The 24,613-nt window shown below is 55.5% G+C and carries 21 protein-coding genes, 2 tRNA genes and 2 pseudogenes; 9 read left to right on the forward strand and 16 right to left on the reverse strand.

All coding sequences use genetic code 11. The features are described from left to right. The first annotated feature begins 9 nt into the window (after positions 1–9). Together N6V40_RS15135 and N6V40_RS15140 are read left to right on the forward strand one after the other, a co-directional pair. The gene (locus tag N6V40_RS15135) at positions 10–432 is read left to right on the forward strand and encodes a hypothetical protein (protein WP_242632571.1); all 423 of its coding nucleotides are present in this window, start codon (positions 10–12) and stop codon (positions 430–432) included. After that, positions 398–1,900, forward strand: a complete 1,503-nt coding sequence (locus tag N6V40_RS15140) for a sodium/solute symporter (RefSeq protein ID WP_131090026.1) — start codon at positions 398–400, stop codon at positions 1,898–1,900. The genes N6V40_RS15135 and N6V40_RS15140 overlap by 35 nt, the downstream gene beginning before the upstream one ends. Here N6V40_RS15140 and N6V40_RS15145 read toward each other — a convergent pair. Next, positions 1,800–2,783, reverse strand: coding sequence for an EamA family transporter (locus tag N6V40_RS15145; RefSeq protein WP_131090027.1), 984 nt, complete (start codon positions 2,781–2,783; stop codon positions 1,800–1,802). The genes N6V40_RS15140 and N6V40_RS15145 overlap by 101 nt on opposite strands. 31 nt (positions 2,784–2,814) lie before the next feature. Here N6V40_RS15145 and N6V40_RS15150 point away from each other — a divergent pair, with 31 nt between their 5' ends. Beyond that, complete coding sequence (locus N6V40_RS15150; RefSeq protein ID WP_262198135.1) at positions 2,815–3,327, forward strand: MarR family winged helix-turn-helix transcriptional regulator; 513 nt, start codon at positions 2,815–2,817, stop codon at positions 3,325–3,327. Between the two features lie 100 nt (positions 3,328–3,427). Here the strand turns inward: N6V40_RS15150 and N6V40_RS15155 are convergent, their stop codons facing one another. The 6 genes and pseudogenes from N6V40_RS15155 to rpsB form a co-directional block, all read right to left on the reverse strand. Beyond that, entirely contained in the window at positions 3,428–4,000 is a 573-nt protein-coding gene (locus N6V40_RS15155; protein ID WP_131090029.1) for a DivIVA domain-containing protein, read from the reverse strand. A 156-nt stretch (positions 4,001–4,156) separates the two neighbouring features. Next, positions 4,157–5,284, reverse strand: coding sequence for a phosphatidate cytidylyltransferase (locus tag N6V40_RS15160; protein WP_242632572.1), 1,128 nt, complete (start codon positions 5,282–5,284; stop codon positions 4,157–4,159). Beyond that, positions 5,284–5,840, reverse strand: a pseudogene (frr, locus tag N6V40_RS15165) (ribosome recycling factor). The gene N6V40_RS15160 and the pseudogene frr overlap by 1 nt, the downstream one beginning before the upstream one ends. Before the next feature lie 78 nt (positions 5,841–5,918). Further along, a pseudogene (gene pyrH / locus N6V40_RS15170) lies at positions 5,919–6,640 on the reverse strand (UMP kinase). A 202-nt stretch (positions 6,641–6,842) separates the two neighbouring features. Beyond that, a complete protein-coding gene (gene tsf, locus N6V40_RS15175) occupies positions 6,843–7,679 on the reverse strand; it encodes a translation elongation factor Ts (protein ID WP_131090032.1) in 837 nt (278 codons plus the stop codon). Between the two features lie 145 nt (positions 7,680–7,824). Continuing rightward, positions 7,825–8,679 (reverse strand): 30S ribosomal protein S2, encoded by an 855-nt coding sequence (rpsB, locus tag N6V40_RS15180; protein ID WP_131090033.1) that lies wholly within the window; start codon positions 8,677–8,679, stop codon positions 7,825–7,827. A 393-nt stretch (positions 8,680–9,072) separates the two neighbouring features. On the opposite strand from rpsB, the gene N6V40_RS15185 reads away from it, so the two are divergent. Beyond that, positions 9,073–9,606: a M23 family metallopeptidase gene (locus N6V40_RS15185; protein ID WP_131090034.1), complete on the forward strand. Its 534-nt coding sequence runs from the start codon at positions 9,073–9,075 to the stop codon at positions 9,604–9,606. 68 nt (positions 9,607–9,674) lie between these two features. On the opposite strand, the gene N6V40_RS15190 is transcribed toward N6V40_RS15185, so the two are convergent. The 7 genes from N6V40_RS15190 to N6V40_RS15220 all read right to left on the reverse strand — a co-directional run bounded on the left by N6V40_RS15190 (position 9,675) and on the right by N6V40_RS15220 (position 15,788). After that, positions 9,675–9,751 (reverse strand) — tRNA-Ile (locus N6V40_RS15190). Between the two features lie 98 nt (positions 9,752–9,849). Beyond that, the gene (locus N6V40_RS15195; protein WP_131090035.1) at positions 9,850–11,037 is read right to left on the reverse strand and encodes a glycosyltransferase; all 1,188 of its coding nucleotides are present in this window, start codon (positions 11,035–11,037) and stop codon (positions 9,850–9,852) included. A gap of 51 nt (positions 11,038–11,088) precedes the next feature. Further along, positions 11,089–12,000: a DMT family transporter gene (locus N6V40_RS15200; RefSeq protein ID WP_131090036.1), complete on the reverse strand. Its 912-nt coding sequence runs from the start codon at positions 11,998–12,000 to the stop codon at positions 11,089–11,091. Between the two features lie 89 nt (positions 12,001–12,089). After that, on the reverse strand, positions 12,090–12,929 hold the full coding sequence (locus N6V40_RS15205) for a phage holin family protein (RefSeq protein ID WP_131090037.1): 840 nt from the start codon (positions 12,927–12,929) through the stop codon (positions 12,090–12,092). A 272-nt stretch (positions 12,930–13,201) separates the two neighbouring features. Then, positions 13,202–13,277 (reverse strand) — tRNA-Asn (locus tag N6V40_RS15210). Between the two features lie 136 nt (positions 13,278–13,413). Then, positions 13,414–14,490 carry a glycosyltransferase family 4 protein gene (locus N6V40_RS15215; RefSeq protein ID WP_262198137.1) on the reverse strand — a complete coding sequence of 359 codons (1,077 nt, stop codon included), beginning with the start codon at positions 14,488–14,490 and terminating at the stop codon, positions 13,414–13,416. A 44-nt stretch (positions 14,491–14,534) separates the two neighbouring features. Continuing rightward, on the reverse strand, positions 14,535–15,788 hold the full coding sequence (locus N6V40_RS15220; RefSeq protein WP_131090039.1) for an MFS transporter: 1,254 nt from the start codon (positions 15,786–15,788) through the stop codon (positions 14,535–14,537). A 323-nt stretch (positions 15,789–16,111) separates the two neighbouring features. Here N6V40_RS15220 and N6V40_RS15225 point away from each other — a divergent pair, with 323 nt between their 5' ends. From N6V40_RS15225 to N6V40_RS15235, 3 genes are read left to right on the forward strand one after another with little or no spacing between them, the layout of a single operon-like run. Next, positions 16,112–17,632, forward strand: a complete 1,521-nt coding sequence (locus tag N6V40_RS15225) for a pyridoxal phosphate-dependent decarboxylase family protein (protein WP_131090040.1) — start codon at positions 16,112–16,114, stop codon at positions 17,630–17,632. Beyond that, positions 17,629–18,975: a lysine N(6)-hydroxylase/L-ornithine N(5)-oxygenase family protein gene (locus N6V40_RS15230; RefSeq protein ID WP_131090041.1), complete on the forward strand. Its 1,347-nt coding sequence runs from the start codon at positions 17,629–17,631 to the stop codon at positions 18,973–18,975. Before N6V40_RS15225 ends, N6V40_RS15230 begins: the two co-directional genes overlap by 4 nt. A 12-nt stretch (positions 18,976–18,987) precedes the next feature. Then, the gene (locus N6V40_RS15235; protein WP_131090042.1) at positions 18,988–21,336 is read left to right on the forward strand and encodes a GNAT family N-acetyltransferase; all 2,349 of its coding nucleotides are present in this window, start codon (positions 18,988–18,990) and stop codon (positions 21,334–21,336) included. A 66-nt stretch (positions 21,337–21,402) separates the two neighbouring features. Here the strand turns inward: N6V40_RS15235 and N6V40_RS15240 are convergent, their stop codons facing one another. After that, a complete protein-coding gene (locus N6V40_RS15240) occupies positions 21,403–22,047 on the reverse strand; it encodes a maleylpyruvate isomerase family mycothiol-dependent enzyme (RefSeq protein ID WP_262198138.1) in 645 nt (214 codons plus the stop codon). Positions 22,048–22,221: 174 nt separating this feature from the next. Between N6V40_RS15240 and bioB the strand changes: the two genes are divergently transcribed. After that, the gene (gene bioB, locus N6V40_RS15245) at positions 22,222–23,379 is read left to right on the forward strand and encodes a biotin synthase BioB (RefSeq protein WP_262198139.1); all 1,158 of its coding nucleotides are present in this window, start codon (positions 22,222–22,224) and stop codon (positions 23,377–23,379) included. Between the two features lie 5 nt (positions 23,380–23,384). On the opposite strand, the gene map is transcribed toward bioB, so the two are convergent. Continuing rightward, the gene (map, locus tag N6V40_RS15250; RefSeq protein ID WP_131090045.1) at positions 23,385–24,158 is read right to left on the reverse strand and encodes a type I methionyl aminopeptidase; all 774 of its coding nucleotides are present in this window, start codon (positions 24,156–24,158) and stop codon (positions 23,385–23,387) included. Between the two features lie 46 nt (positions 24,159–24,204). Here map and N6V40_RS15255 point away from each other — a divergent pair, with 46 nt between their 5' ends. Then, entirely contained in the window at positions 24,205–24,498 is a 294-nt protein-coding gene (locus tag N6V40_RS15255; protein WP_131090046.1) for a helix-turn-helix domain-containing protein, read from the forward strand. Positions 24,499–24,613: the final 115 nt, after the last annotated feature.

Below are 24,613 nucleotides of genomic sequence, written 5' to 3' on the forward strand. Positions count from 1 at the left end.
GGGGCCCGCGTGCAGAATCCAGCAGCTGGCGACAAACGCCAGAACACAAACTCGCCTGACGAAGCTTTGCCAGGACGATTTGCACAACAGCGCCCACAACGAGTGCTTGTCCAGGCACCGCAAGATGCCTCGCTGACCGTGACTCGTCAGCCACCAGAGCACACAGCCGAAGAATTTTATGTCCGTCAGCTGATCCGTTCCCAACTGCGATTAGGCTGCTCGGTGGCTGCAGGATTATTGGCACTGTTGGTGGGCATCTGTTCACTACTGGTGTTTTGGCCAGTGGTCTCGAATATTCATCTGTTCCATATCCCCTTGCCCTGGTGGGTCCTCGGGGTAGGGATGTACCCACTGATCATTGTGGCCGGAATACTCTATAATCGGGCGGCAGCACGCAATGAGCGCAGGTATCGGAGCATCAGCCGTGGCTAGTTTACTTTCGGTTTCCGCCCTCATCGTGGTCTGTCTGACCACCATGCTGATCGCTTTTTATGGCCTGCGAATTTCGCGCACCACCTCAGATTTTTATGTTGCTTCGCGTACCGTGCCTCCGTGGTGGAATGCCTCGGCCATCGGTGGCGAATATCTTTCCGCCGCATCATTCCTCGGCGTCGCCGGGCTCATTGTGCTTTCCGGTCAATCAGGTTTGTGGTTCCCCATCGGCTATACCGCCGGTTACCTGATGCTGCTCTTGTTTGTGGCTGCCCCGTTGCGCAGATCTCGGGCCTACACGATTCCTGACTTTGCACAGATCCGCTTCGATAATTCGCCGATGTTGCGCAAGCTGACCACCTACCTAGTGGTGGTGATCTGCTGGCTATACATCGTTCCGCAAATGCACGGCGCGGCACTGACCCTCTCAATCGCCACAGGCCTGCCCAGTTGGGTGGGACCGGTCGTAGTGGCCGTGGTCGTCTGCGTAACCGTGCTCTCCGGCGGCATGCGATCAGTAACCTTTGTGCAGGCCTTCCAATACTGGTTCAAATTGGCCGCCTTGGTTATCCCGACCATCTTCCTGCTCTCCCGTGCCGTCCCAGAACACGCGGCCAGTGAACGAGCGCAGAGCCTCTACGTGCAGTTGGAATCGGTCAACACGATGAACATGTACGAGACGATCTCAATCATCTTGGCCCTGCTCTTTGGCACCTTGGGCCTTCCTCATGTGTTGGTTCGCTTTTATACCAATCCCACCGGTCAGAGCGCCCGCACCACCACGGTGATTGTTCTCTGCCTTCTCTCCGCGTTTTACCTTTTACCCACCACCTTGGGCGTCCTTGGCATTCTTTACACCCCTGAGCTGGGGGCTACTAATGAAACCGACGCCACGATTCTTTTGTTGCCATCCCGACTCTTTGATGGCTTCCTCGCCGATGCCCTCACGGCCGTCGTGGTCGGTGGCGCCTTCGCCGCGTTCTTGTCGACTACTTCTGGTTTAGTAGTCTCGCTCTCCGGGGCAATCTCCCAAGAGTTCTTCAAAGGAACGGTTCGAGGCTTCCGCATTTCCACCGTTCTGGCCACGGCCCTGCCAGTACTTATTGCTGTGCTCACCAGCTCGCTGGCTCTGGCTGGAGCCATCGGCAACGTCTTCGCCTTTACCGCTTCCACGATCTGCCCATTGTTGCTTCTAGGGATTTGGTGGCGTTCACTGACCGCCAAGGGAGCAATCGCCGGACTGCTGGTCGGAGCCATCACCTGCGGCACATCGTTAATCATCGGCATCTTCCTGCCCGCTACCGATCAGTGGTGGATTCACCTGTTGCGCCAACCTGCCGCCTGGAGCGTTCCACTAGCCTTTGTGGTCATGATTGTGGTCTCTCGGGGCACGCAACACGCTGTTCCAGAGAATGCTGATCGAGTGATGACACTGTTGCATGTGCCTGATCACGATCCGAAGTTTTAACCTGCACTCGATTAGCTAAGAACCCCAAAAACACCCCGGCAAGCACCATGGCCATACCGCTCAGACTTTGGACACCAAGGGTTTCGGAGGCCAGCAGGGTTCCCAGTATTACACCGGTGACCGGGTTCAGCAGGCCGAGCAGTCCCACCGTGGCAGATGGCAAATAGCGCAGTCCACTGAACCACGCGAGAAATGCTGCCGCCGTAGCAACAATGCTGAGGTAACCGAATCCCAATATCGCTTGCCCATCGAGGGCCGACGGCGGCCCTTGAACGAGTCCTGCGACCGGCAGGAGCAACAACCCTCCTGCGACCAACTGCCAAGCGGTGGTGTCTAGGATCGGTTGCCCGCTTGACCATTTTTTGGCGAGGATGAATCCAAGGCCTGAAATACCCATGGCGGTGAGCGACAAGAGAATACCGAGCATATTGATTTGGCTCTGCCCGTCAAAGACCATGATCGCCACGCCGAGGAACCCCAGCCCGGCCCCGATCAGTGGCCAGCGAGTCGGCCGCTCCCCCATCAGTAGCCACGCCATGAGCATCAGCACCCCAGCAGAAACAGCCATCGTTGTTGCCGCAATGCTTGAAGGAAGTATCTGAGCCACCGCATACACCAATGCGAAAAACGCTCCGATGTTCAAGGTGCCCAGGACCAAGGATTTCCACCACCAACTGCCTCGCGGAAGCCTTCGGCAAACCAACAGCAGAATCAGCCCCGCAGGCAATGCACGGAAGACACCTCCCCAAAGTGCTGCATCGCTGGGCAGATACTCCCGGGTGACGTAGTACGTGGATCCCCACGCGATGGGCGCGATGGCGGTGAGGGCCAGCCTGCCTAGCTGGAAGCCGCGGGCTTGCCTCGTTCCTAAATTAGTTTCCATGGAAACTATAATAGCTTCCGTGGAAAGTATAATGAAGAGTATGGAGCATTTAGACCACGTTGCACGTATCCAACAGCAGTGGGCTGCCGAGCGCCCCGATCTGGACCCAACACCCCAAGGGATCATTGGCAGACTCCATCGACTCGCAATTTTCCTGCGCGAAGATATCTGCACCGTGTATGCAGACCATGGGCTGACCGAAGCCGAGTTTGATGTTCTGGCCACCCTGCGCCGCAGCGGAGAACCCTACTGTCTAGCGCCAAGCGAACTGGCTGCCCAGACTATGGTCACTTCGGGAGCCACAACTAAGCGATTAGACCGGCTAGTATCGGCCGGCTATGTCGAGCGTCAGAGCGCGGACGGTGATCAACGTCGACGCCGCATCTCCTTGACCGCCGCAGGTAAGACAAAGATCGATGAAGTCATGACCTACCACCTCGATAATGAGGCTCGACTGATCGCCCAGCTCTCTCTTACGCAGCAATCTGCGCTTGAAGGCGCCCTAAAGAGCTGGCTTAAACACTATGAGTCACCGCAAGGCTGACCCGCATGCCTGAGGCACCCACAATAAGAAAAAGCGAGGACGGACAGGAGAAATCTCCTGTCCGTCCTCGCGGTTAAAGTTCAGCGTAGTTCGCAGCGAACTAGTCGATGGATGCCATCAGCTCAACTACGCGGTCGAGGAACGCATCAACCTGCGACTCCTCATAACCATCAGTTCCCTGAGCAGAACGGAATTCAACACGGCGTACGGCGTCCACGGCCATCGGAACATCGTTTTCGAAGTAATCGATGAGCTGGTCGCATAGACGGTCAACATCTTCAACGTTGTAGCTTGAGGCGTTGGTACGCGATGGGCGGCGGAAGCGCTCACCCTTGGCACGGTGCAGGCGTCCACGCAGAATGGCAGCTAGTCGTCCAACTTGCTGTAGCCAAACTTCTTCGCCCTGGTGGCTGATCAGATCGTCGCGTTCCCGCTTGGCAAACACGTCCTCTAACCTATCCAGCGCACCATCAACCTCGCGCGCCTGGTAGCCGCCCTTTTGAGGAGCAAAAGTGGTTCGGCGAATCAGGTGGCTGGTCACCACGCTGTCGTCGTTTCCCCCGCCGTTGAAGGTGGCACGGGCACGGCTAAGGAACGCATCAACTTGCTTTGCGTTGTAGCCAAACTCCGCATCCGGTACGCGGGAAAACGGAGCATCTTGCTGCTGCGACACGACAGTTCCTTTTTCTCTAGAGAGATGTCAGTGGCGTATCACCCTCAGGCGATACCCTCATATTCTATTTGTTCAAACCAATACTTGGCCCGATGGCCACACCAGCAGGTGTTCTCCAATCAAGGATTACACCATTCCCGCTGCGAAAACCTCGGATCAGAAGACCGCTACGCTCCACGCAAGCAAGTGCGAAATTAAGTATCCCAGCGGGATAACAAAGAGCACCGAATCAAGTCGGTCCATAATTCCGCCGTGCCCAGGAAGCAGGTTGCTCATGTCCTTAATGCCCAGTTCACGCTTGACCATCGACTCCGCGAAGTCGCCGGTGGTTGCTGCGATAGTGGTGAAGAAGGCCAAGATCACGCCAGTCCACCACGGCATATCCAGCCAGAAGTACATCGCGCAAGCACCAATAGCCATTGAGCCAATTAGCGATCCGCCAAAGCCCTCCCAAGATTTCTTCGGAGAGATCTTCGGCGCCATTGGATGTTTACCAATGAGCACACCAACAATGTAGCCGAAGGTGTCATTGGCAACGGCCAAAAGCAGGATCGTAGCAATCAGCAGCTGTCCGTCTTCTCCGTCAAGCATCAACAGCGCGAAGGAAAGCAACAGCGGAATCCAGCTAATGATGAACACACTGCTCATCACCGAGGCGACCGCACCCTTCAGACCTTCCATCAGCCTAAAGAGCAGTGCAACCAAAACGCAGGCAACAAAGCTAAACCCGAGGGCTTCTACTCCCCCAAGTATGGCGCTGACCGGGAGCAGGATCGATGCCAGATACAGCGGTATTTGAGGCACCGCAGTTTTGGCATGAGTTGTTGCTCGTGCCACTTCCCAGCAGCCGATGCCGCTTAGTACGGTGACGGCAAAGACCAGCAACGGTTCCACCCAGAATAGTCCTACGAGCACAACGCCCAGCAGTACTACCCCGACGCCGATAGCGGCCGGCAGGTTTCGGCCGGCGCGTGAGACCTTGGGTTCGGGGTTGCCGATGAGCAGTTCGGGCGGGATTGCCGCTTCCTTAGCATCGGGTTCACCAGTTTCGGCAAGATCCTCTGAGTCGGTTTCCGGCGGGGCCGGCACACGAAGTTCCGACTTGCTTACGCCCAACGACTTTTGGTCTGCACCTTTGTTTGCCTCGGTCGCATTTTGCTGCCCCTTGCTTTGAGCCTCACGCAGTGCGCGAGCCTCTCGCCGGGACATCGGCTGAGAATTACCGGATGCCACTGAGGGCACCGCCGAAGCGTTGCCCTCAGTGTTCTCTGTCGAGCCTGGCATTAGACTTCCAGCAGCTCGGCTTCTTTTTCTTCAGGATCTCATCGACTGAATCAACGTGCTTCTTGGTCAGCGCGTCAAGGTCCTTTTCTGCACGGGTACCCTCGTCTTCGCCAATTTCGCCATCCTTGACCAACTTGTCGATGGTGTCCTTAGCCTTGCGACGGTGGTTACGCAGTGCAACACGAGCGTCTTCACCCTTGGCCTTGGCCAGCTTGACGTATTCCTTGCGACGCTCTTCGGTCAGTACCGGAAGGGTCACGCGGATCATCTTGCCGTCCGAAGAAGGGTTAGCGCCTACTTCTGGGTCACCCAAAGCCTTTTCGATTTCGCGCAGTGCGGTCACATCGAATGGGGTGATGGTGATGGTGCGTGCTTCTGGAACCGCGAAGGATGCCAGCTGCTGCAGTGGGGTTGGCGAACCATAGTAGTCAACCATGACCTTTGAGAACATACCTGGGTGGGCGCGACCGGTACGGATCGTCGCGAAGTCCTCCTTGGCGGCATCAATGGTGCGTTCCATCTTATCGGCGGTCTCCGCCAGCGTTTCCTCAATCACCGGTACTCCTCAAGTTCTTCATCTGTGTTTCCGCTACGGGAAAATAAATCTACTTCAATCCTAGGCCACGTTCACCGATTAAACGGTGACGGTGGTTCCGATCCGCTCACCGCGGATGGCTGCAGCGACATTTCCTTCGCCTTCCATGCCGAAGACCAGCATGTCTAGCTTGTTGTCCTGGCACATGGTCATAGCGGTCTGATCCATAACGCGGATGTTGTTCAGCAGGGCTTCGCTGTAGGTCAGCGTGTCCAGCTTCTTGGCGCTTGGGTCCTTCTTCGGATCAGCGGTGTACACGCCGTCAACGCCCGACTTGGCCATCAGTACCTCGTCTGCGTCGACTTCAAGGCACGCTGAGCGGCCACGGTATCGGTAGAGAAGTAAGGAAGACCAGCGCCGGCACCGAAGATGACCACGCGGTTCTTTTCCATGTGGCGGATGGCGCGACGTGGAATGTAGTTCTCTGCGACCTGAGCCATAGCGATGGCGGACTGAACGCGGGTTTCAACACCGCACTGTTCCAAGAAGTCCTGAAGGGCCAGGCAGTTCATGACGGTGCCCAGCATGCCCATGTAGTCGGCACGTGAACGGTCCATGCCCGCAGCGGAAAGTTCTGCGCCGCGGAAGAAGTTGCCGCCGCCAACAACGATGGCCACCTCAACTTCTCCAACGGTCGCAGCGATCTGCCGTGCAACGCCACGCACGGTGTCCGGGTCAACACCGACCTTGCCGCCGCCAAACACCTCACCGGAGAGCTTGAGCAGGACGCGACGACGTTTGGTTTCTGGGGTGGTTGTCATAAGTTGTCTTACTCCTGGAGGTCGGAATCAAGCTGGGGGTAGTACTTCCCAGTTCCCAAGGTATCTTGAGATCCGGGCTCGAGAAAAGGAGGCGAGTCACCGAGTTTTCTCTCGGTGCTCACCTCCCTTTTCTCTGATGCGGTCAGGTTACCCTGCCCGCCGTTCGCTTAAAACGTGCGGCTAGTGCCTAATGCGCTAAAGCTTAGGCGCCTACGCGGAAGCGAGCGAAAGCAACTGGCTTGGTGCCAGCTTCTTCAAAGACCTTGCCTACGGACTTCTTGGCATCCTTGGCGAAAGCCTGGTCAACCAGAACGATTTCCTTGAAGAATCCGGTCAGACGGCCTTCAACGATCTTGGTCAAAGCAGCTTCTGGCTTGCCTTCTGCGCGAGCGGTTTCGTCAGCGATACGGCGCTCATCGGCAACCTTATCTGCTGGAACCTCATCGCGAGTAAGGAAAGTTGGAGCCAATGCAGCGGTGTGAACAGCAACATCGTGTGCAACGGTGCCGGCAGCTTCGCTGTCAGCATCCACAGCCAGCAGAACGCCAACCTGAGCTGGCAGGTCCTTGCTGGTCTTGTGCAGGTAGGCTGCAACCTTGGCACCCTCGATGCGTGCTACACGACGAACAACGATCTTCTCGCCGAGGATTGCGCCCTCTTCGATGACGGTGTCGCCGATGGTCTTGCCGTCCAGCTCGTAAGCCAGCAGTGCTTCTGCATCTGCTGCGCCGGAAGCCACAGCGGCATCCAGAACCTTGTTGGACAGTGCGATGAACTTCTCGTTCTTTGCGACGAAGTCGGTCTCGCAGTTGATCTCGATCATAACGCCGACGGTGCCTTCAACCTTGGCAGCAACCAAGCCTTCAGCAGTCGAACGGCCTTCGCGCTTGGTAGCGCCCTTCAGGCCCTTTACGCGAATGATCTCGATGGCCTTCTCGGCGTCGCCGTTAGCCTCGTCCAGAGCCTTCTTAACGTCCATCATGCCGGCGCCAGTGCGCTCGCGCAGTGCCTTGATATCAGCAGCGGTGTAGTTTGCCACGTGCAATCCCATTCAGCTAGGAGTTTCAAGTTTGATTTGCTTGTGGGACGGGTCGGTTTTCCGGCCCGTCCCACAAGACTTAGTCGAATTTGCCTCGATCAACACGCTAGTGTGTCAAGGCAAATTCTTAGAGTCACGCAGGTGACTACTTAGCTTCGTCTGCCTCGGTTGCAGCTTCTGCAACAGGAGCTTCTTCAGCTGGAGCTTCAGCGGCAGGAGTTTCTTCCTTAGCCTTTTCGCCCTCAAGCAGTTCGCGCTCCCACTCAGCCAAAGGCTCAGCAGCACCCTCAGACTTACCGGCAGCCTTGTTGTTCTTGGCGATGAGGCCTTCGGCCACAGCGTCAGCAACAACGCGGGTCAGCAGGTTGACGGAGCGAATAGCGTCGTCGTTGCCTGGGATTGGGTAGGTAACTTCGTCTGGATCGCAGTTGGTGTCCAAGATGGCCACAACTGGGATGCCCAGCTTCTGAGCTTCGTCGATAGCCAAGTGTTCCTTCTTGGTGTCAACGATCCAGATAGCCGAAGGGGTGCGGGTCAGGTTACGGATACCGCCGAGGTTGTTCTGCAGCTTGGTCAGCTCGCGCTTGAGCAGCAGAAGTTCCTTCTTGGTGTGACCGGAGCCAGCAACGTCCTCGAAGTTGATCTCTTCCAGTTCCTTCATGCGCTGAACGCGCTTGGAGACGGTCTGGAAGTTGGTCAGCATACCGCCGAGCCAACGCTGGTTCACGTATGGCTGGCCAACGCGGTTAGCCTGCTCGGCGATCGATTCCTGAGCCTGCTTCTTGGTACCGACGAACAGAACGCTGCCGCCGTGGGCAACAGTCTGCTTGACGAACTCGTAAGCGCGGTCGATGAACGACAGCGACTGCTGCAGGTCAATGATGTAGATGCCGTTGCGCTCGGTGAAAATGAAGCGCTTCATCTTTGGGTTCCAGCGACGGGTCTGGTGGCCGAAGTGGACGCCGCTGTCAAGCAGCTCTCGCATGGTTACGACTGGCATGTCGCAACTCCTTTCAGCAGTGGCGGACCGGGCACAGATGCGCCCGCGGTAACTGCTCTTGTTTGTTCGGGTTGATGCAGATAGCCATTGTGGTTATCCGCCCTAGTACGAGCGCCGAAGATGCTTAGCATCTCGCCTTCGATCCACCGATTCTCTCGGACCACTGGAACCTCAGGCCACAACCAAAGTGGTCATGGAAACTCATACGCGAAGTCAATCCCCTATCCGCTGCATCCAATTTTGGACACACCTATGACAGGAAACTGCTGTTTCAAGTGTACTACAGAGATGACAACCACCCACACGCAGGAAAGTGATCTAGAGCCCATCAACTTACCCACATTTCGCCCCCACTGCCTCCAGCTGCTGACATGCACCACGCAGGCTGAATAAATGAATATTAAACGCTGTCTCTACTTCTTGCTTGTACTTGCACTTACCTTCGGCTCATCCGCGGCCTCAGCGTCCACCGGGCCAAGTCAATCACTGGCCAAACGCGCAGCGCTAAGTACCGCGGCAGGTTGGCGATGGCCGCTGGCCGGTGAACCCAAGATCCTTGAGCCCTTTGATAAGCCGGCCCAAAATTGGTTGCCTGGACATCGCGGAGTGGACCTCGGTGCATCCGAGGGAACTAAGGTCTCTTCACCACAGCGCGGGAAAGTTACTTTCGCTTCTACCGTTGTTGACCGACCTGTGGTGGTTATTGACCACGGTGGCGGTTTTAAGACCAGCATCGAACCGGTGACCGCTACGGTGAAAGTCGGTGCAATGGTGAATGCCGGGGATCAGGTGGGAACCGTAGCCACTGGAGCCCATTGCTCTGGGCGCTGCATCCACTGGGGTGTGCGGCTAGAGGGCGAATATATTGACCCCACATTACTGGTGCGCGATATGCGCCCGTCGATCCTCTTACCGCTTCACGAATAGCTTCAAAACTGTGGTCAAAGAAAAATCGCCCGACAACTAGATGTAACTAGTTGCCGAGCGATCAGTGTTGGTAGGGAGTATGGGACTTGAACCCATGACCAAGGGATTATGAGTCCCCTGCTCTAACCAACTGAGCTAACTCCCCACATGTGTTCAACACCTATTGGTGCAAGCACACTCGAAATATTCTAGGGCATCGCTAGCCAAAACACCGATTTGGCGCACCCCGTCGTGACACAAGACTTAGTGTGTGGAGACCTTTTCACCGCGGTACAACGCTTCGAAGGAGTCCATCGTCTTTCTCTGCGCGTGGTTCATCACCTTACGGTGTCCGGCCTGGCCAAGTTTGGCCCGCTCATCTTCACTCAGGGCCAGAATGCGGTCGAGCTTGTCGGCCAAATCTTGGCGATCACCAGGTTTGAACATGTAGCCGTTGACCCCTTCATCAACTAGATGAGGCAGCGCCATGGCATTAGCCAGCACTACCGGCCTTGACGCGGAGAGTGCTTCGAGGGTGACCAACGATTGAAGCTCCGCGGTTCCTGGCTGACAGAACACATCGCACCGCAAGTAGGCCTGTCGAAGTTCTTCGTCGCTGACCAGTCCGAGGAAGCGTACGCGGTCCCGAATTCCCAGATCATCGGCAATCTTTTCCAGGTGGACTCGTTGCTCGCCACCACCAACGATTTCGATGATGGCATCGGGTACCTGAGTCATCAAAGGCAGCGCCTCGATTAGTTCGTGGATGTTCTTTTCAACAGCCAAACGACCAGCGAAGAGGATGGTTGGGAAGTCGTTCTTGATGATCTGTTCCCCAGGAGCCAACTCGTAGTTGCCAACCTCAATGCCATTAGACAAAGGCAAAACGTTCATCAGCTTGGCACGCTCGCGCATGGCTTTAGCAGCCAAAGGTGTTGGAGTGGTCACGGCGTCAGCGCGACCAAAAATCTTGCCCATGTCCTTCCAGGAGTTATGCGCCACGATGCGTTTGAACCACTGAGGGAATGGGAGGAAAGGGTCAAGATTTTCAGGCATGAAGTGGTTCGTGGCCACTGAGCGAACCTTGTTTTTCTTGGCCCACCCAACGGAACGCTGGCCAATCATATAGTGGCTCTGCGCGTGAATGACATCAGGTTTGATGTCGGCCAATAACTTATCAATCTGCCTGTTGACTTCCCAGGGGGCGACGATTCGGAAATACTCGTGGGTCGGAACCGAGTGCGATTTCAGACGATGCACAATTGCTTCGTCACGGATTTCGGTGAAAGTCTTACCATCGTCACCACGTACAGCTAGCACGTGCACCCGATGTCCTCGGGCATGCATCTCGGTGGCTAACCGATAGCAAAACATCGCTGCGCCGTTTACGTTCGGCAGGTAGGTGTCAGCTGCAATGACAATGGTCAGTGGTTTTTCCTCGGCCACGGGCATCCTTAGTCGTTCACAAGAAATTTGGGTTGATGAAAAGTCTGTAGGTTCAGTCTATTTGGGCTCGTGCAGTTCTTTGTCCGCCTCGGATTGATTTCGGCGCTCGATCACGTCTGGGTGATAGCGCGAGAGAGCCACAACTCCGACTATTGCAAAGCCAGCTGCCACGACCATCAACACGGTGACTAGAAGTGGAACATCGGGACGCAATTCACCCAAGATGCTCGCTCCGATGGCGATACCAATAATCGGGTCAATGACGGTCAGCCCCGCGATCACAAGCTCCGGAGGCCCCTTTGAGTAGGCCTTCTGCACAAAAAATGATCCGAGGAGCCCGGCGACCACCACTGCGATTCCAGCGATCCAAGGAAGCTGCAGGAAGCTACTGTTTCCGATACCCAGCACGGCGATGGCAATGGTTCGAACCAGTACCGCAACAAACCCAAACAGCACGCCTGCACCAACGATAAAGAAGATCGCTACCAGCTTGCGGTGGAACAAGATCGTGGCCAATCCCACGATGGCAACTACGCCGGCCAGGATCATTTCAATCAAATGTGACTGTTCTTCGGTCACTGCGTGATTGCTGTTGGTTGCGGTAACTGCCAGCAGCACAAAGCCGACGGAACCGATCATGCAGCTGATGATCGCCAGCACCGTTGGCCGGTTCATGGAGATGTCAGTTTCTTTGGCATTAACCACCGCTGTGACCACAAGAGCGATAGCACCAATTGGCTGCACCACGGTAAGTGGGGCGCTGGCCAAGGCAAAAACATTCAGAGCCATGCCCAGAATCATCAAGAGCAGTCCACCCATCCAGCCTTTGTTGCTGGCGAGGTTTCCTGCATTCCTTAGGGTCAGTTCCAGACCATCCACGGATTCACGTACCGCTTTGGACTGGAAGTGAGCCCCAAAGGCAAGACAAAAGGCACTGCATAGTGCCGCTGCAATAGCGATCCAAACCATGTCAGTGCCTTTCTAGCCCAAATTTTTTGTACATGACGGGGCGGTCCTCTTCGCCCTGGCGCTGTCGCACCGCCCCGTCAGCAGAAAACTTAGGAGCGCTTGAATAAAGCGCGGATTACAGCCCCGAGTGCCAACGTTGAACCAGCCATCACTACATAGGGGCGTGCTTGCTCTGCGCGTTTACCGCTGACTCTGTCAGCCTCCGATTGATCTTCGGAAGCCGAAGACGAAGGGCGGACAAATCCACGAGCCTTAGCAGCAGCACCGGAAACTCGATCTCCAGCATTCTGCGTAAAGGTACGTACTTTATCGATCTTGGCCAGAGGCGCCTGAACGCTCTCGCCTAGGTTGTCGCGCAAAGCCTGGATCTGGCGACGACGGCGACGGGTACGAAGGATCAGTTCGTCAGCACTTGGTGCTGGCGGCTTTGGTTCCTTCTTCTTGTCCTTGTCATCGTCTTCTTCAGACTTCTTCTTTAGCGGCTCATCGAGGGTAGAAACGTCAAATCCACTACCGTCCTTGAGCACACCGAAGTCATGACGCAGGCCACGGATTGCTGCTTCCGGCTTCAAAGGTAGAGCCTTCTTGATCTTGGCGTATCCGACCAATCCCAAAATAGCGGCGACCAGGAGGAAGAATCCTGCAATGATCAAAGCGGCGGCCCAACCGGGCAACCAGATAGCCAGAACATTTACCAAGGTCACGACTACAGCGATCACAAAAAGCAATACCAAGAGCAACGCGGCACCCGCGAGCGCTGCGGCGGTGCCGAGCCTGATTCCTTTGCCCTTGAGTACCGTGGTGGCGAGCTTGACTTCGTCGGAGAGCTGTTGGGGAACAAGCTCCTTAAGTCCATCAACCTGCGACTTTGCACTTTTGACGCTCGACTTCAGGCTTTCGTCAGCTTGCATCGATTCAGCTTCAGTCATGGTTTCTCCATATTCTCGATCGCGCGGCAACCGGTATAACTCACGCTAACATTCCGGCTACCTTCAACGACTCAGTCTTCAGGCGTAAAACCCATAGCTCAATCTCATGCTTAGGGTGTAACTGTTAACGATTCGAAAGTCTATCGTCTTATCACCTGAGGTTATAGGAGATCCGCCCATCAGACTTATTTCAGTCGAAATACCCAGTTGACTTTAGGGTCGGGGAAATAAAAAAACTTCCCAGCTACCTAAGTAACTGGGAAGTTTTTTCTTGGCTCCTCCAACTGGACTTGAACCAGTAACCCTTCGATTAACAGTCGAATGCTCTGCCAATTGAGCTATGGAGGAATGCAACGAGTAATACTTTAGCACTGGCCAACTCAGGTTTTCAAATCGGCGAGCTTCGGTGGCGCCACCGGTGATTTATCCCCAAAATTCGGCGATTTGAACCACTACCTCGCTAGGCCTCAGAGCTAGATCCGCTTCATCGCTTCTTGTGATCTGAGGCATACTTGACTAACTCCAATAGTTGCTGTGCGGAGCGCTGCCACGAATAGTGTTCTGCACGGTGAACTGCACGCTGCGAATACTCTTCCCAGACTGTAGGCTCATCCAACTTACGTACTTGTTGCGCAAACTCTTGTGCGTCATCCGGCGAGGCGTACAACGCGGCGTCTTCGGCGACCTCCCTGAAGATCGGCATATCGGTCACGACTACAGGAGTACCCATACTCATCGCTTCAACCAGCGGAAGCCCGTAGCCTTCTTCACGCGAGAGCGTCACCAAAGCGGTACATTCCCTGAGCAGTTGCTCGTATTCTTCGTCGCTGACTCCGTTGTGGAACACTACGCTGGCACCATCGGGAATCAGCGCACGCAGTTCCGCAGAACGTTGTTCACTGATTCCGCTAAGCAAGTGCAGCTCGAATTCCGGCAGGTATTGCATCGCGCGAAGCAAAGTTTCAACGTTTTTGTACTCCATGAAGGAGCCCATGTAGAGCAACGTCTTTTTGGGTGTCAGCGAGGGGTCCCGGCGAACAAAATTTCCGGTCGGCGCGTTGGATACCAAACCAATATGCTTCTTGGTCAGTCGGTGCTTGCGCATCAGATCAGCCGTCGTGTTCGAGACGGTGGCCACCGCATCGGCTCGATTCAGCAACAAGCGTTGTGGCCAATAGACCTGATGGAAGAGGAACCATCCGGCCCGAATCGGTGCTGGCAGGAACTTCGGTGCGTGCGGGTGCGCGTAGTAAATCAGATCATGCAAGGTAAGAATGACCGGGAATTTTCTTCCGATCGTGCCCATGGTTTGCATTGGAGAGAAGACCACATCGGGCTTGAGCTTATTAATCTGCAGCGCAACTAATGGTTCCAGCACGCTAGTTGGTGCCGTAACTAACAGATAGGGAACGTCAGGGAGCATCGCCAATTGCCGGGTGTCGTTGATCAGCATGGTGACGTCGGCGAGTTTGCTTGTTGCCGCGATGAGACCAGCGGTGTAGCGACTGATTCCGTCATGATGGGTGATGCGGGTGTATCGGGCGTCGATAACTAATTTCACGGGCGCAGTTGCCTTCGGTTCTTCGGAAGCTTATGTATTCCAGCCTAGCGCTTCGCCGGGTGGCGCATGATCCAGAACCACACGACTGCGATCAGAGCGGCGCCTACCCACCCAATGAGCGCAGCGACGATTCCGAAGGCGCTACCCAGAACACCACCGAGCAGGCTTCCCAGCGGTATGGCGCCAAAGGTAAAGAGTCGGCGAGCACTAAGCACTCGGCCTAATAACGCTTCCGGAACAAGTTCCACCAGCCATGAGGAGGCCGCGATATTAAAGATCAACGTCGCACTCCCCCATCCCAGTGCGTGGATGGCTAGCAATACGATGCTCCAAAAATCGCCGACAAAGGCGGCTAACAATACAAATCCGGCCAAGATTGTCTGGACTACTCCGGTTAACATCAGTAACTTCGCCGCCGAGTAGTGTCCTACTACTTTGCTGGCAGCCATGGCTCCAATCAGTCCGCCAACCGCGCAAACCGAGGCATAAAGACCGAACCCGACTTCGCCGAAGCCTAGGTCATTGATGATGAAGATGGCTTCAACGGAGGAGCCGATGGCTAATCCCAGATTGGAAAGTGCCACAACCATCGTCACGGTTCTAAGTTCTCGGTGTGCAAACAGGTACTTGACACCGGCGAGGACAGCACCTTCTTCCGGCGTTGGCCCCTGAGCTAGATCTGCCTTGGGCACATGGCGATGATCGCGAATCCGCAATGCGAGCATGAGTGCCAATACGGCCAACGCTGCAGATATACCCAGCAGAGCTGGTGCGCCGAGCAAGGCAAATCCGGTACCGGCGAGCGCTGGCACGATGACCGTCATCGATTGGTCTGCCGCGCTGAGTCGGGCTATGAGCTTGCTGATGCTCGAAGACCTGCGTTCAGGACCCATTCCGATAAGTCGCGGAACGGCCGAGGTCTGCGCAGTTTCCGAAAATACGTTGCAGACACCTAACAAGGTGCACAGCAGCATGCCCATGGCGATGCTTAGCACGCCGGCAAACGCCAAGATCGCCAGGCACATCATCACGGCGATTTTTCCGCTCAGTCCAATACGCAGGAAACGCAGTGCCGAGTATTTGTCGACCAGATGACCAGCCGGGACGCTGGCGAAAACAAAAGCCAGCGAGCCCAGTGTGTTGAGCAAGCCCATCTGGAATGCGCTCGCTCCCAGTGCTGAGACAAAGAGCAAGTCAATCGTGATGTCACCCAAGCCTCGAGCGGCGGCGTCGGACGCGTTGGAAGTAATCAAGTAGCGCTGGCTACGTTGACTTCCCCTGGCCTCATCGATGGTCACCTGAGTCTCCTTGATAACCGCTTGAGCATATTTGAATTACCCGCAAATTGCAATCAAACAATTAGTGAAACCTAAAAAGGCTAGAACCCGAGGACTTCATGCGGCATTCGCACTCTCAGGGTAAATAGATGAAGCTTCAAACATCAGGTCAACGGTCAATTTATCACAACAGGCGCACCCAGCAAGCAAAATGTCGAAAAAATCTCGCCGCGACTCGACATGGGTTAGTCGGTTTGCATTAACTAATTACTTTGTGTTGTTAATAGATTATTGTTAGGTGAGCCTGACCAAATATATTTCGATCCTATCTGAGGAGCATGCTCTTGGGTGCCTCACTACCTACCCTGCAATTCCCTGATGTTCCAGTGCCGCTCTACGACAACGCGCTCTTGTGCGCGAGTACGGCGGAAATCTACGAAGAAACCTCTCACAGGGCAGCAACCATTGTCGCCAACAAGTTCAAAACCGTTCACGCCCCCACGACCGGACCGACCCCACAAGAGATGGCAACCAAGATCAACCACGTTGATCTGCATCTTCCCCTCGGTACCACCGAGGAGTCATTCGCGGAACTCAACGACCTGTACCTCAAGGACGCGGTGTACTTCCACGACACGAAGTACGCCGCACACCTGAACTGCCCTGTAGCGTTGCCGGCAGTCGTGGCAGAAAACTTCGTTACCAGCATCAACACCTCAATGGATACCTTCGACCAAAGCGCGGCGGCCACACACATTGAGCGAAAATTGGTTGACTTCACCGCTAGCCTCATCGGCTACGACTCAGTACAGGCTGATGGGATCTTCACCTCCGGTGGCACTCAGTCCAACCTGCAGGCGATGCTCATCGCTCGCAACACCGCCACAGCCAAACTGAAAGGCCCATTGCCTCAGCGACTGGCCAACTTGAGAATTTACTGCTCCGAAGACGCGCACTTCTCGATCCGCAACGCAGCGATGCTTCTAGGACTGGGCTACGAAGCAGCTGTTGCCATCTCTACCGATGCCCAGCACCGCATGGATGCTCAGGCCCTACGAGCCCAACTAATTCAGGATTGTAAATCCGGGCTGGTACCCATGGCGATTTCAGCCACCAGCGGGACCACCGACTTCGGCGCCATCGATCCGTTACCGGAACTACGTCAGCTGGCTACCGAGTTCGGCGCCTGGCTGCATGTTGATGCCGCCTATGGATGCGGGCTACTACTTTCAGAACGACACCGGCATCGTCTGGATGGTATCGAACAGGCTGACTCGGTGACCGTGGATTATCACAAGTCCTTCTTCCAGCCCATCGGTTCCAGTGCTTTGATCGTAAAAGCGGCATCAAGTTTTGAATCGATCGCGCACTACGCCGAATACCTCAATCCGGTCTCCGAGGCAGCCGCTACTCCTAATCAGGTGTCAAAGTCTTTGCAGACTACGCGCCGCTTTGACGCTCTGAAATTGTGGGTAACCCTACGCACGCTCGGCGTCCAACGTCTGGGATCAATGTTTGATCAAGTCATCGCCCTGGCCGAAGACGCGCAACAAGAAGTCGCCATGCGCGCCCAACTTCACCTGGTTGCCGATGTCCAGCTAAGCACTTTGGTCTTCTCCTTCGAAGACCCCAGCCATCCATTGGAAATTGAAGAGCACAACCAGCTGGCCAACCAGATCCGTCAACGCCTGTATTCCAGCGGTGAAGCAATGATCGCTGCCACCACTGTGGCTGGCAAACGCCTGCTCAAGCTCACATTGCTCAACCCCAACACCACGCTGAGCGATATCAGCGAAATCCTCGACGCTATTTGCCGCACCGGCACGCAGATCCTCACCGAGCGCACCACTGGAGAAAACGCATGAATCAGCCAAACGAACACTTTGATGTTATTGCCATCGGAGCGGGCCCCTTCAACCTTGGTTTTGCTGCACTGACCGATGGAATTGAGGACTTCAACGTTGCTGTCCTCGAAGCCGGCGACCAGTTCATCTGGCATCCAGGCATGATGCTGCCCGGGACCCACTTGCAGGTTCCATTTATGGCCGATCTGGTGACCCTTGCCGACCCCACCAACAAATACTCATTCCTGAACTATCTCAAGAGCAAACAGCGGATCTACCCGTTTTATATCCGCGAAGACTTTTACGCGCTACGTCAGGAGTACTCCAACTATTTGGCGTGGGCCGCTGAAAATATTCACAGTGTGCGTTTTGGCCACCGCGTATTGGAAACCGAATACCGCGATGGCCGCTACCACCTGTCGGTATTGACCGAAGCTGGTCTGAGCCACTTCACCGCCAACAAACTAGTACTCGGAACCGGCACCCAACCATTCTTGCCACCGGTGATTACCGACGCCGCTGCCAAGACCGGCAAAATTATCCACTCCAGCCAATACCTCTTCGAGCGTGATGCCTTACTAGCGCCTGCCGGTGATACCTCACGCCCGCAAGTGCACTGCGTTGTAGGCAGCGGTCAGAGCGCAGCAGAAATCTTCCTTGATCTACTGCGGAGCGTGCCAGAAGATGATCACCTCATCTGGGCTACTCGTTCTGAACGCTACTTCCCGCTGGAATACACCAAACTCACTTTGGAAATGACTTCGCCGGAATATATCGACCACTTCCACGGCCTGCCTATGGCCAAACGCGATCAGCTTAATGCGGAGCAGAAGGGTCTATATAAAGGCATCAACGCGGATCTGATCAATGAGATCCACGAAGAGCTTTATGAACGCAGCATTGATGGTGCAGCCAATGTGCACCTTCGCACCGGTTGCGCCGCGAAGAATATCGACGTGGTTGCCGAAGGCATCGCCATCAGCTTGCATCATGAGCGCACCGATGAGGACCTAGATTTTGTCGTCGACAATCTGGTGATGGCTACCGGCTACCGTGCAGGTGTCCCGGACTTCCTCAGCGGGATTTCCCAACGCATCGAATACCTGGCCGATGGCCGGTTCAACGTTGACCGCGAGTATTCAATCGGTAGTGAGCAGGACATCTTTGTGCAAAACGCTGAACTGCACACCCATGGCTTCACCGCGCCAGATCTTGGCATGGGGGCCTACCGTAATTCGGTCATCATCAACCGCATCGCCGGCCGCGAGGTGTACCCGGTCGAAGAGCGAATCGCCTTCCAAGAATTTGGGGCAGCTCAGCTGACTGGACTACCGACCGCCTCCCCCGCCAACCTGCACGCCTAAGGACAAATATTCATGCCTAACTACACTTTCCGCTCCGTTGCCCTGCCGCAAGACACCGACTTGCTGCATTCCTGGATCGCCACCGAACACGCCGCTTTCTGGGGCATGCCCAACGCTACGTCTAACGAAATCTTCGAGGAATACTCCAACTTGTTGGACACCGAAGACTACGCGGTGCTCCTAGGTCTGGATCACGATGGCACGGCTCGGTTCCTCATCGAGCTCTACAACCCGGCCACCTCGCCACTAGCCGATGCGTATAACTACGTCCGAGGTGATCGCGGCCTCCACTTCTTGTCTCCAGCAACCCAGAGCCCTGCGCCGGGATTCACCCTAGAAGCCCTGACTGCCGCAGCGCAGTATGCTTTCGCCAAGCCCGGCGTTCAGCGCCTTGTTGTTGAACCGGATGTTCGCAACAAGGCCATCCACGCACTGAATGCGCGTATTGGTTTCCGACCGATTCGCCCCATCAAACTGGCCGAGCACGACGGTTCCACCAAGCAGGCACTTCTCTCGATTTGTACCCGCAACGACTTTGAGAGCGCCACCGGCAACAACCTAAGTTCTTCCTTCCTTAGCCCCGAACAGTGGGAGCAAGCCAACAGGCATGTGCTGGCCAAAGCCCTGGGCGAGTTCTCACACGAACGACTTTTGGAACCGGCCGAACAAGGTGATGACACCTACTGTGTGCAGAAGCAGGGACATCGTTATCTCTTCACCGCACGTCGTTTCCAACTCAACCACTGGTTAGTTCAGCCGGCCAGCATCGAACATCTAGAATTCATCGACGGATCCTGGCAACCTGCAGACGTGGATGTCATCAACTTCGTCACGCTGTTCGCCACTGAACTCACGCTGAACCCTGCGCAGTTGCCGACCTATTTGGAAGAGCTCTCCTCCACGCTGTCCAGCCACTGCTACAAGCAGGTGCACACCACCCATGATTCGGCGGCTTTGGCACAATTCCCAGGCACCGAAGCACAATCCTTCCAGCTCATTGAGTCGTCAATGACCGAAGGCCACCCGTGCTTTGTCGCCAACAACGGACGCATGGGTGTGGGACGTAGCGACTATCTACGTTTTGCCCCCGAGACCGGTTCCGCGCTGAACCTCGGCTGGGCTGCCGCCCACACATCGCGTGCCCAGTTCGATTCCATCAGCACCCTGGATTATGAAACGCTGCTGGCCGAAGAGCTGAGCCCGGAGGAACGCAAACAGCTCGATGACGCGTTAGCATCGGCATTGTTTGGCACCGGATACTCGCCTGAGGATTACATCTTCATGCCGGTGCACCCGTGGCAGTGGGAAAACCGTTTGTCCATCACCTTCGCCAACGATATTGCCCGCAAACAGCTCATCTGGCTTGGCTCTAGTCACGATGAGTACCAAGCCCAGCAGTCGATCCGCACCTTCTTCAACCTCTCGAAGCCAACTCGCCACTACGTGAAAACCGCGATGTCGATCCTGAATATGGGCTTCATGCGTGGACTCAGCGCCGAGTACATGAAAGTCACCCCGGCTATCAATCAATGGTTGGGAGAACTGTTCGAGAACGACCCAGTACTCAGCGCTCAACCAGTTTCGCTGCTGCGCGAAGTGGCCGCGGTGGGCTATCGCAATCCTCAGTTTGAAGCGGCCACCGTGAAATCAGATCCACAGCGCAAGATGCTGGCCGCCTTGTGGCGCGAGTCGCCGATCAACCTCCTGGAAGAAGACCAAAAGTTGGCCACCATGGCCAGCCTGCTACACGTGGATGCCCAAGGTCGTTCTTTCGCCGCCGCGCTGATTCGTCGCAGCGGTTTGGCACCGTCGACTTGGCTGGCGCAGTATCTTGATGCTTACTTGGTGCCGTTGGTCCACTGTTTGGCCGCCTACGATCTGGTCTTCATGCCACACGGGGAAAACGTGATCATGGTTCTGGAAAACGGTGCGGTTCGCAAGGTTCTGCATAAGGATCTGGGCGAAGAGGTAGCGGTGCTTTCTGACAGTGTAGAGCTACCTGAAGAAATTCGTCGGGTACGTACCGGTGGTGATCCGGTGCTCTCGGTCTTCACCGACGTCTTTGATTCGTTCTTCCGCTTCCTTGCTCCGCTGTTGGACAACGAAGGTGTACTGGCAGAAGAAGAGTTCTGGAGCGTTGTTGCGCAACGCTTGCTGGAATACCGTTCAGAGCATCCGCAGTTTGCTGGGCGCTTTGACGAGTTGGGACTCTTTGAGTCTTCCTTCCCGCTCTCGTGCCTGAACCGATTGCAGTTGCGCAATCATCAGCAAATGCTTGATCTCACCGATCAGTCCTCAGGTCTGCTTTATGCCGGCGACCTGGAAAATCCGCTGGCTACCGCGGTGATTCCGGCAAGCTAGACCGTAGCTTTCGAACGCATCGCGTCACACAGTCATCGTGTGGCGCGATGCGTTTTTCTTCTGGTTTTAAGAAAGCCGCCGTCCAATCTGAGCGGCACCTTCACCGTCCAGCTTGGCCACGAAGTTTTTGCGCCCGGCCATGACCATCACCAAATCCAATAGTTTTCCAGTGACCGCCGGTCCCTCACCATGGGCAAATGGATAATCGGTGGCACTGATTCTCAGGTCTTTGACCAACGTATGGCTGTTGACGGCAAAGTTCTTCGTTGCCATAAAACTTGCGACCAGCCTGAGGCTTTGACGCGATGGCTCCAGTTTGATGCCCAGCGGCACGGCAATGTCTTGGCCGTGAACGATTATTTCTGTCAGTAAGCCGTGCGCTGAGTTCAGTGGCGCCACCGTTTTGTGTACTGTCTGCTCAAAATTTTCCCGCGTTGCTTCGGGGTCGGACCCCAAGTATCTACCAAGCAGGCGGTCATTATGCCGATCAGTGTTAAAGCCACTGCTGAGCATGTTGACGAGCCACGCGCCGGTGCCTGTTGCGCCTGCCGCGGCCAGATGCGCCACGACGTCACGAACCTGCCACTGGTCACACAGCGTGGATTCCTGCCACTGCTGCGTGCTCAGATTTCCTAGAATCTCTGCAAGCTTTGCTCGCTCGATTCCAACCAATTCCCAATCGTGATTCGCTCTCACGGCGCTCCTTTCCAAGGCAGCGTATTTCAGCTGTAGTCCCCACCCTAGCGTGGGTCCCGACATGGCGAACGAGAGTGTAATAATCCAGAAATCGCCATTCCTGATTTGTTCCGTGCTAGTTTAGTTATCACAATTGAACAGTGTTCAAGAATCTGTAGGACGCCGCTACCAACAACATCTAAGGGATCCATGTCAGCCGAAACCCAACCCAAAAACACCACAACTTTCGCTGAACTAGCTACACGCATCAAGCAGGGCCACCGACTGGCAACCAGTGAAGCCCTTGGCCTACTTTCTACCAGCGACGCCGATACCTTCAGATTGGTCAATGAAGCTGGGCGACTACGACGTAGATATTTTGGCAACACGGTCAAGGTGAACTATCTGGTGAATCTCAAATCAGGCCTGTGCCCCGAAGATTGCACGTACTGCTCCCAGCGCCTTGGTTCCAAAGCACAAATCTTGAAATACACGTGGCTAAAAACCGAAGAGGCGGTGCACCAAGCCGGGCTGGGCATTGCAGGTGGTGCCTCGCGCGTTTGTCTTGTTGCGTCCGGAAAATCCCCTTCGGATCGCGATGTCGATCGCGTGGCGGGCCTAATTAACTCACTCAAGGACGAGCACCCTGGCGTTGAAGTATGCGCCTGCCTCGGAATTCTCAAGGATGGTCAGGCAGACCGCCTAAAAACAGCGGGTGCCGACGCCTACAATCACAACCTGAATACCGCAGAGTCCATGTACCCGGAAATCTGCAGCACACATGACTTTGATGAGCGGGTGGCCACAGTTCAGCAGGCCCAAGCCAGCGGCCTGTCCCCTTGTTCAGGGCTCATCGTGGGGATGGGCGAATCTCATGAACAGCTTGTTGAGGCAGTATTTGCGCTGCGGGAACTGAACGCAGACTCCATTCCGATCAACTTCCTCATGCCCTTTGACGGCACTCCGCTTGAGGGAACATGGAACCTCACCCCGCTAGCTTGCCTACGAATTCTTGCCCTGGTTCGCATGGCCTGCCCAGATAAGGAGGTGAGGATTGCCGGCGGTCGAGAAATGCATTTGCGCTCATTGCAGGCCACCGCGCTGGAGGTCGCCAATTCACTATTCCTCGGAGACTACCTAACCAGTGAGGGCCAGGATTCGCGGGCTGATCTACAGATGATCACCGACGCCGGATTTGTCGTTCTAGGACAAAGCCATTCCGATGTCTCCACACAGACCGGCAACACGCTCAAACCGTGCTCCGACCATGGCTCGTGCGGTGGTGGTTGCTGCACCACCTCGCCGACAAATATCGAACCGGCATCACGTCGGCGAGGGGCCGGAACGCAACAACTGCCCAACGCCTAGTGGCATTAACTGCGTGGCAGGGTCAGGATTTCCGCGCCGGTTTCGGTGATGGCAATAGTGTGCTCGGTGTGAGCAGTTCGGCAGCCGGTAGCACTACGCAAGGTCCAGCCGTCCTTGTCCATGATCAATCGATCCGTATTGGTCATGATCCATGGCTCCAGCGCCAGCAGCAGACCGGGGCGCAGTTTATAGCCACGGTTCGGGCGGCCGTCGTTGGATACGTGCGGATCTTGGTGCATGGTGCTGCCAATGCCGTGTCCACCAAATTCCATATTGACCTTGTACCCGGCGGCCTTGATGACCGACCCCATTGCATAGGAAAGGTCACCGACCTTGGCATCGGGCTTCGCTGCGGCAATTCCGGCGGCCAACGCGAGCTGCGTGGTTTTAATCAGCTTCTGATCTTCAGCAGAACCCGCGGAACCAACTACGAAGCTAATGGCAGCGTCCGCGGCGATGCCGTGCAGTTTAACTGCCAAATCCAGCGAGAGCAGGTCACCCTCGACCAGCTTGTAATCACGTGGCAGCCCATGCAGCACAGCGTCATTAACGCCGGTGCAGATGTAGTGAGCAAATGGACCATTACCGAAGGATGGCGCGTAGTCGACGTAGCAAGATTCGGCGCCTGCGGCCAGAATCATCTCTTTGGTCCAGGCATCGATTTCTAGCAGATTTGTGCCTACTTGCACCCGCTCTTTGAGCGTGGCAAGAATGGTGCCTACTAGTTCTCCGGATGCGCGAGCCTTATCCACCTCAACGGGTGTAAGAATTTCAATCATGCCAATAACTATACCGGTCATATAGTACCGGTACTATAATTTTCTTATGGTTAGATTGCCGCTCACTGCCAAAGAACTCGAACAGGGAAAGACTCTCGGGTCAATCCTGCGACGCGCACGAGGCAAACGCACCATTCTCGACGTCGCGCTGGAAGCCGGTTTATCCCCCGAGACGTTACGGAAAATCGAAACCGGACGGGTAGCCACCCCCGCTTTCTCCACCATTGCAGCCGTAGCCGCCGTACTGAATCTATCGCTCGATGAGATCTGGTCATCCATCAATCTGCAAGCAACTATAGATGCAGCACCACCTCACGCCAAGCAACTAGCGCACCGCTAAACAGCAGCATTTCATCCTGACGCCAATGTACGCTTTGACGCGTACATGACTTTTATGTACGCTTTTATGCGTACATACACTCTGTGGAGCGAAGGAACTTATCGTGGCAAGCCGC

Source organism: Glutamicibacter sp. M10 (assembly GCF_025452055.1).
Classification (GTDB): domain Bacteria; phylum Actinomycetota; class Actinomycetes; order Actinomycetales; family Micrococcaceae; genus Glutamicibacter.

What these genes read in the sequence shown, in the direction of transcription:
- N6V40_RS15140 (WP_131090026.1), top strand. Translation starts at nt 398, where the DNA reads ATGAGCGCAGGTATCGGAGCATCAGCCGTGGCTAGTTTACTTTCGGTT.
- N6V40_RS15145 (WP_131090027.1), bottom strand. Translation starts at nt 2,783, where the DNA reads ATGGAAACTAATTTAGGAACGAGGCAAGCCCGCGGCTTCCAGCTAGGC.
- N6V40_RS15150 (WP_262198135.1), top strand. Translation starts at nt 2,815, where the DNA reads ATGAAGAGTATGGAGCATTTAGACCACGTTGCACGTATCCAACAGCAG.
- N6V40_RS15160 (WP_242632572.1), bottom strand. Translation starts at nt 5,284, where the DNA reads ATGCCAGGCTCGACAGAGAACACTGAGGGCAACGCTTCGGCGGTGCCC.
- rpsB (WP_131090033.1), bottom strand. Translation starts at nt 8,679, where the DNA reads ATGCCAGTCGTAACCATGCGAGAGCTGCTTGACAGCGGCGTCCACTTC.
- N6V40_RS15185 (WP_131090034.1), top strand. Translation starts at nt 9,073, where the DNA reads ATGAATATTAAACGCTGTCTCTACTTCTTGCTTGTACTTGCACTTACC.
- N6V40_RS15195 (WP_131090035.1), bottom strand. Translation starts at nt 11,037, where the DNA reads ATGCCCGTGGCCGAGGAAAAACCACTGACCATTGTCATTGCAGCTGAC.
- N6V40_RS15200 (WP_131090036.1), bottom strand. Translation starts at nt 12,000, where the DNA reads ATGGTTTGGATCGCTATTGCAGCGGCACTATGCAGTGCCTTTTGTCTT.
- N6V40_RS15205 (WP_131090037.1), bottom strand. Translation starts at nt 12,929, where the DNA reads ATGACTGAAGCTGAATCGATGCAAGCTGACGAAAGCCTGAAGTCGAGC.
- N6V40_RS15230 (WP_131090041.1), top strand. Translation starts at nt 17,629, where the DNA reads ATGAATCAGCCAAACGAACACTTTGATGTTATTGCCATCGGAGCGGGC.
- N6V40_RS15235 (WP_131090042.1), top strand. Translation starts at nt 18,988, where the DNA reads ATGCCTAACTACACTTTCCGCTCCGTTGCCCTGCCGCAAGACACCGAC.
- bioB (WP_262198139.1), top strand. Translation starts at nt 22,222, where the DNA reads ATGTCAGCCGAAACCCAACCCAAAAACACCACAACTTTCGCTGAACTA.
- map (WP_131090045.1), bottom strand. Translation starts at nt 24,158, where the DNA reads ATGATTGAAATTCTTACACCCGTTGAGGTGGATAAGGCTCGCGCATCC.
- N6V40_RS15255 (WP_131090046.1), top strand. Translation starts at nt 24,205, where the DNA reads ATGGTTAGATTGCCGCTCACTGCCAAAGAACTCGAACAGGGAAAGACT.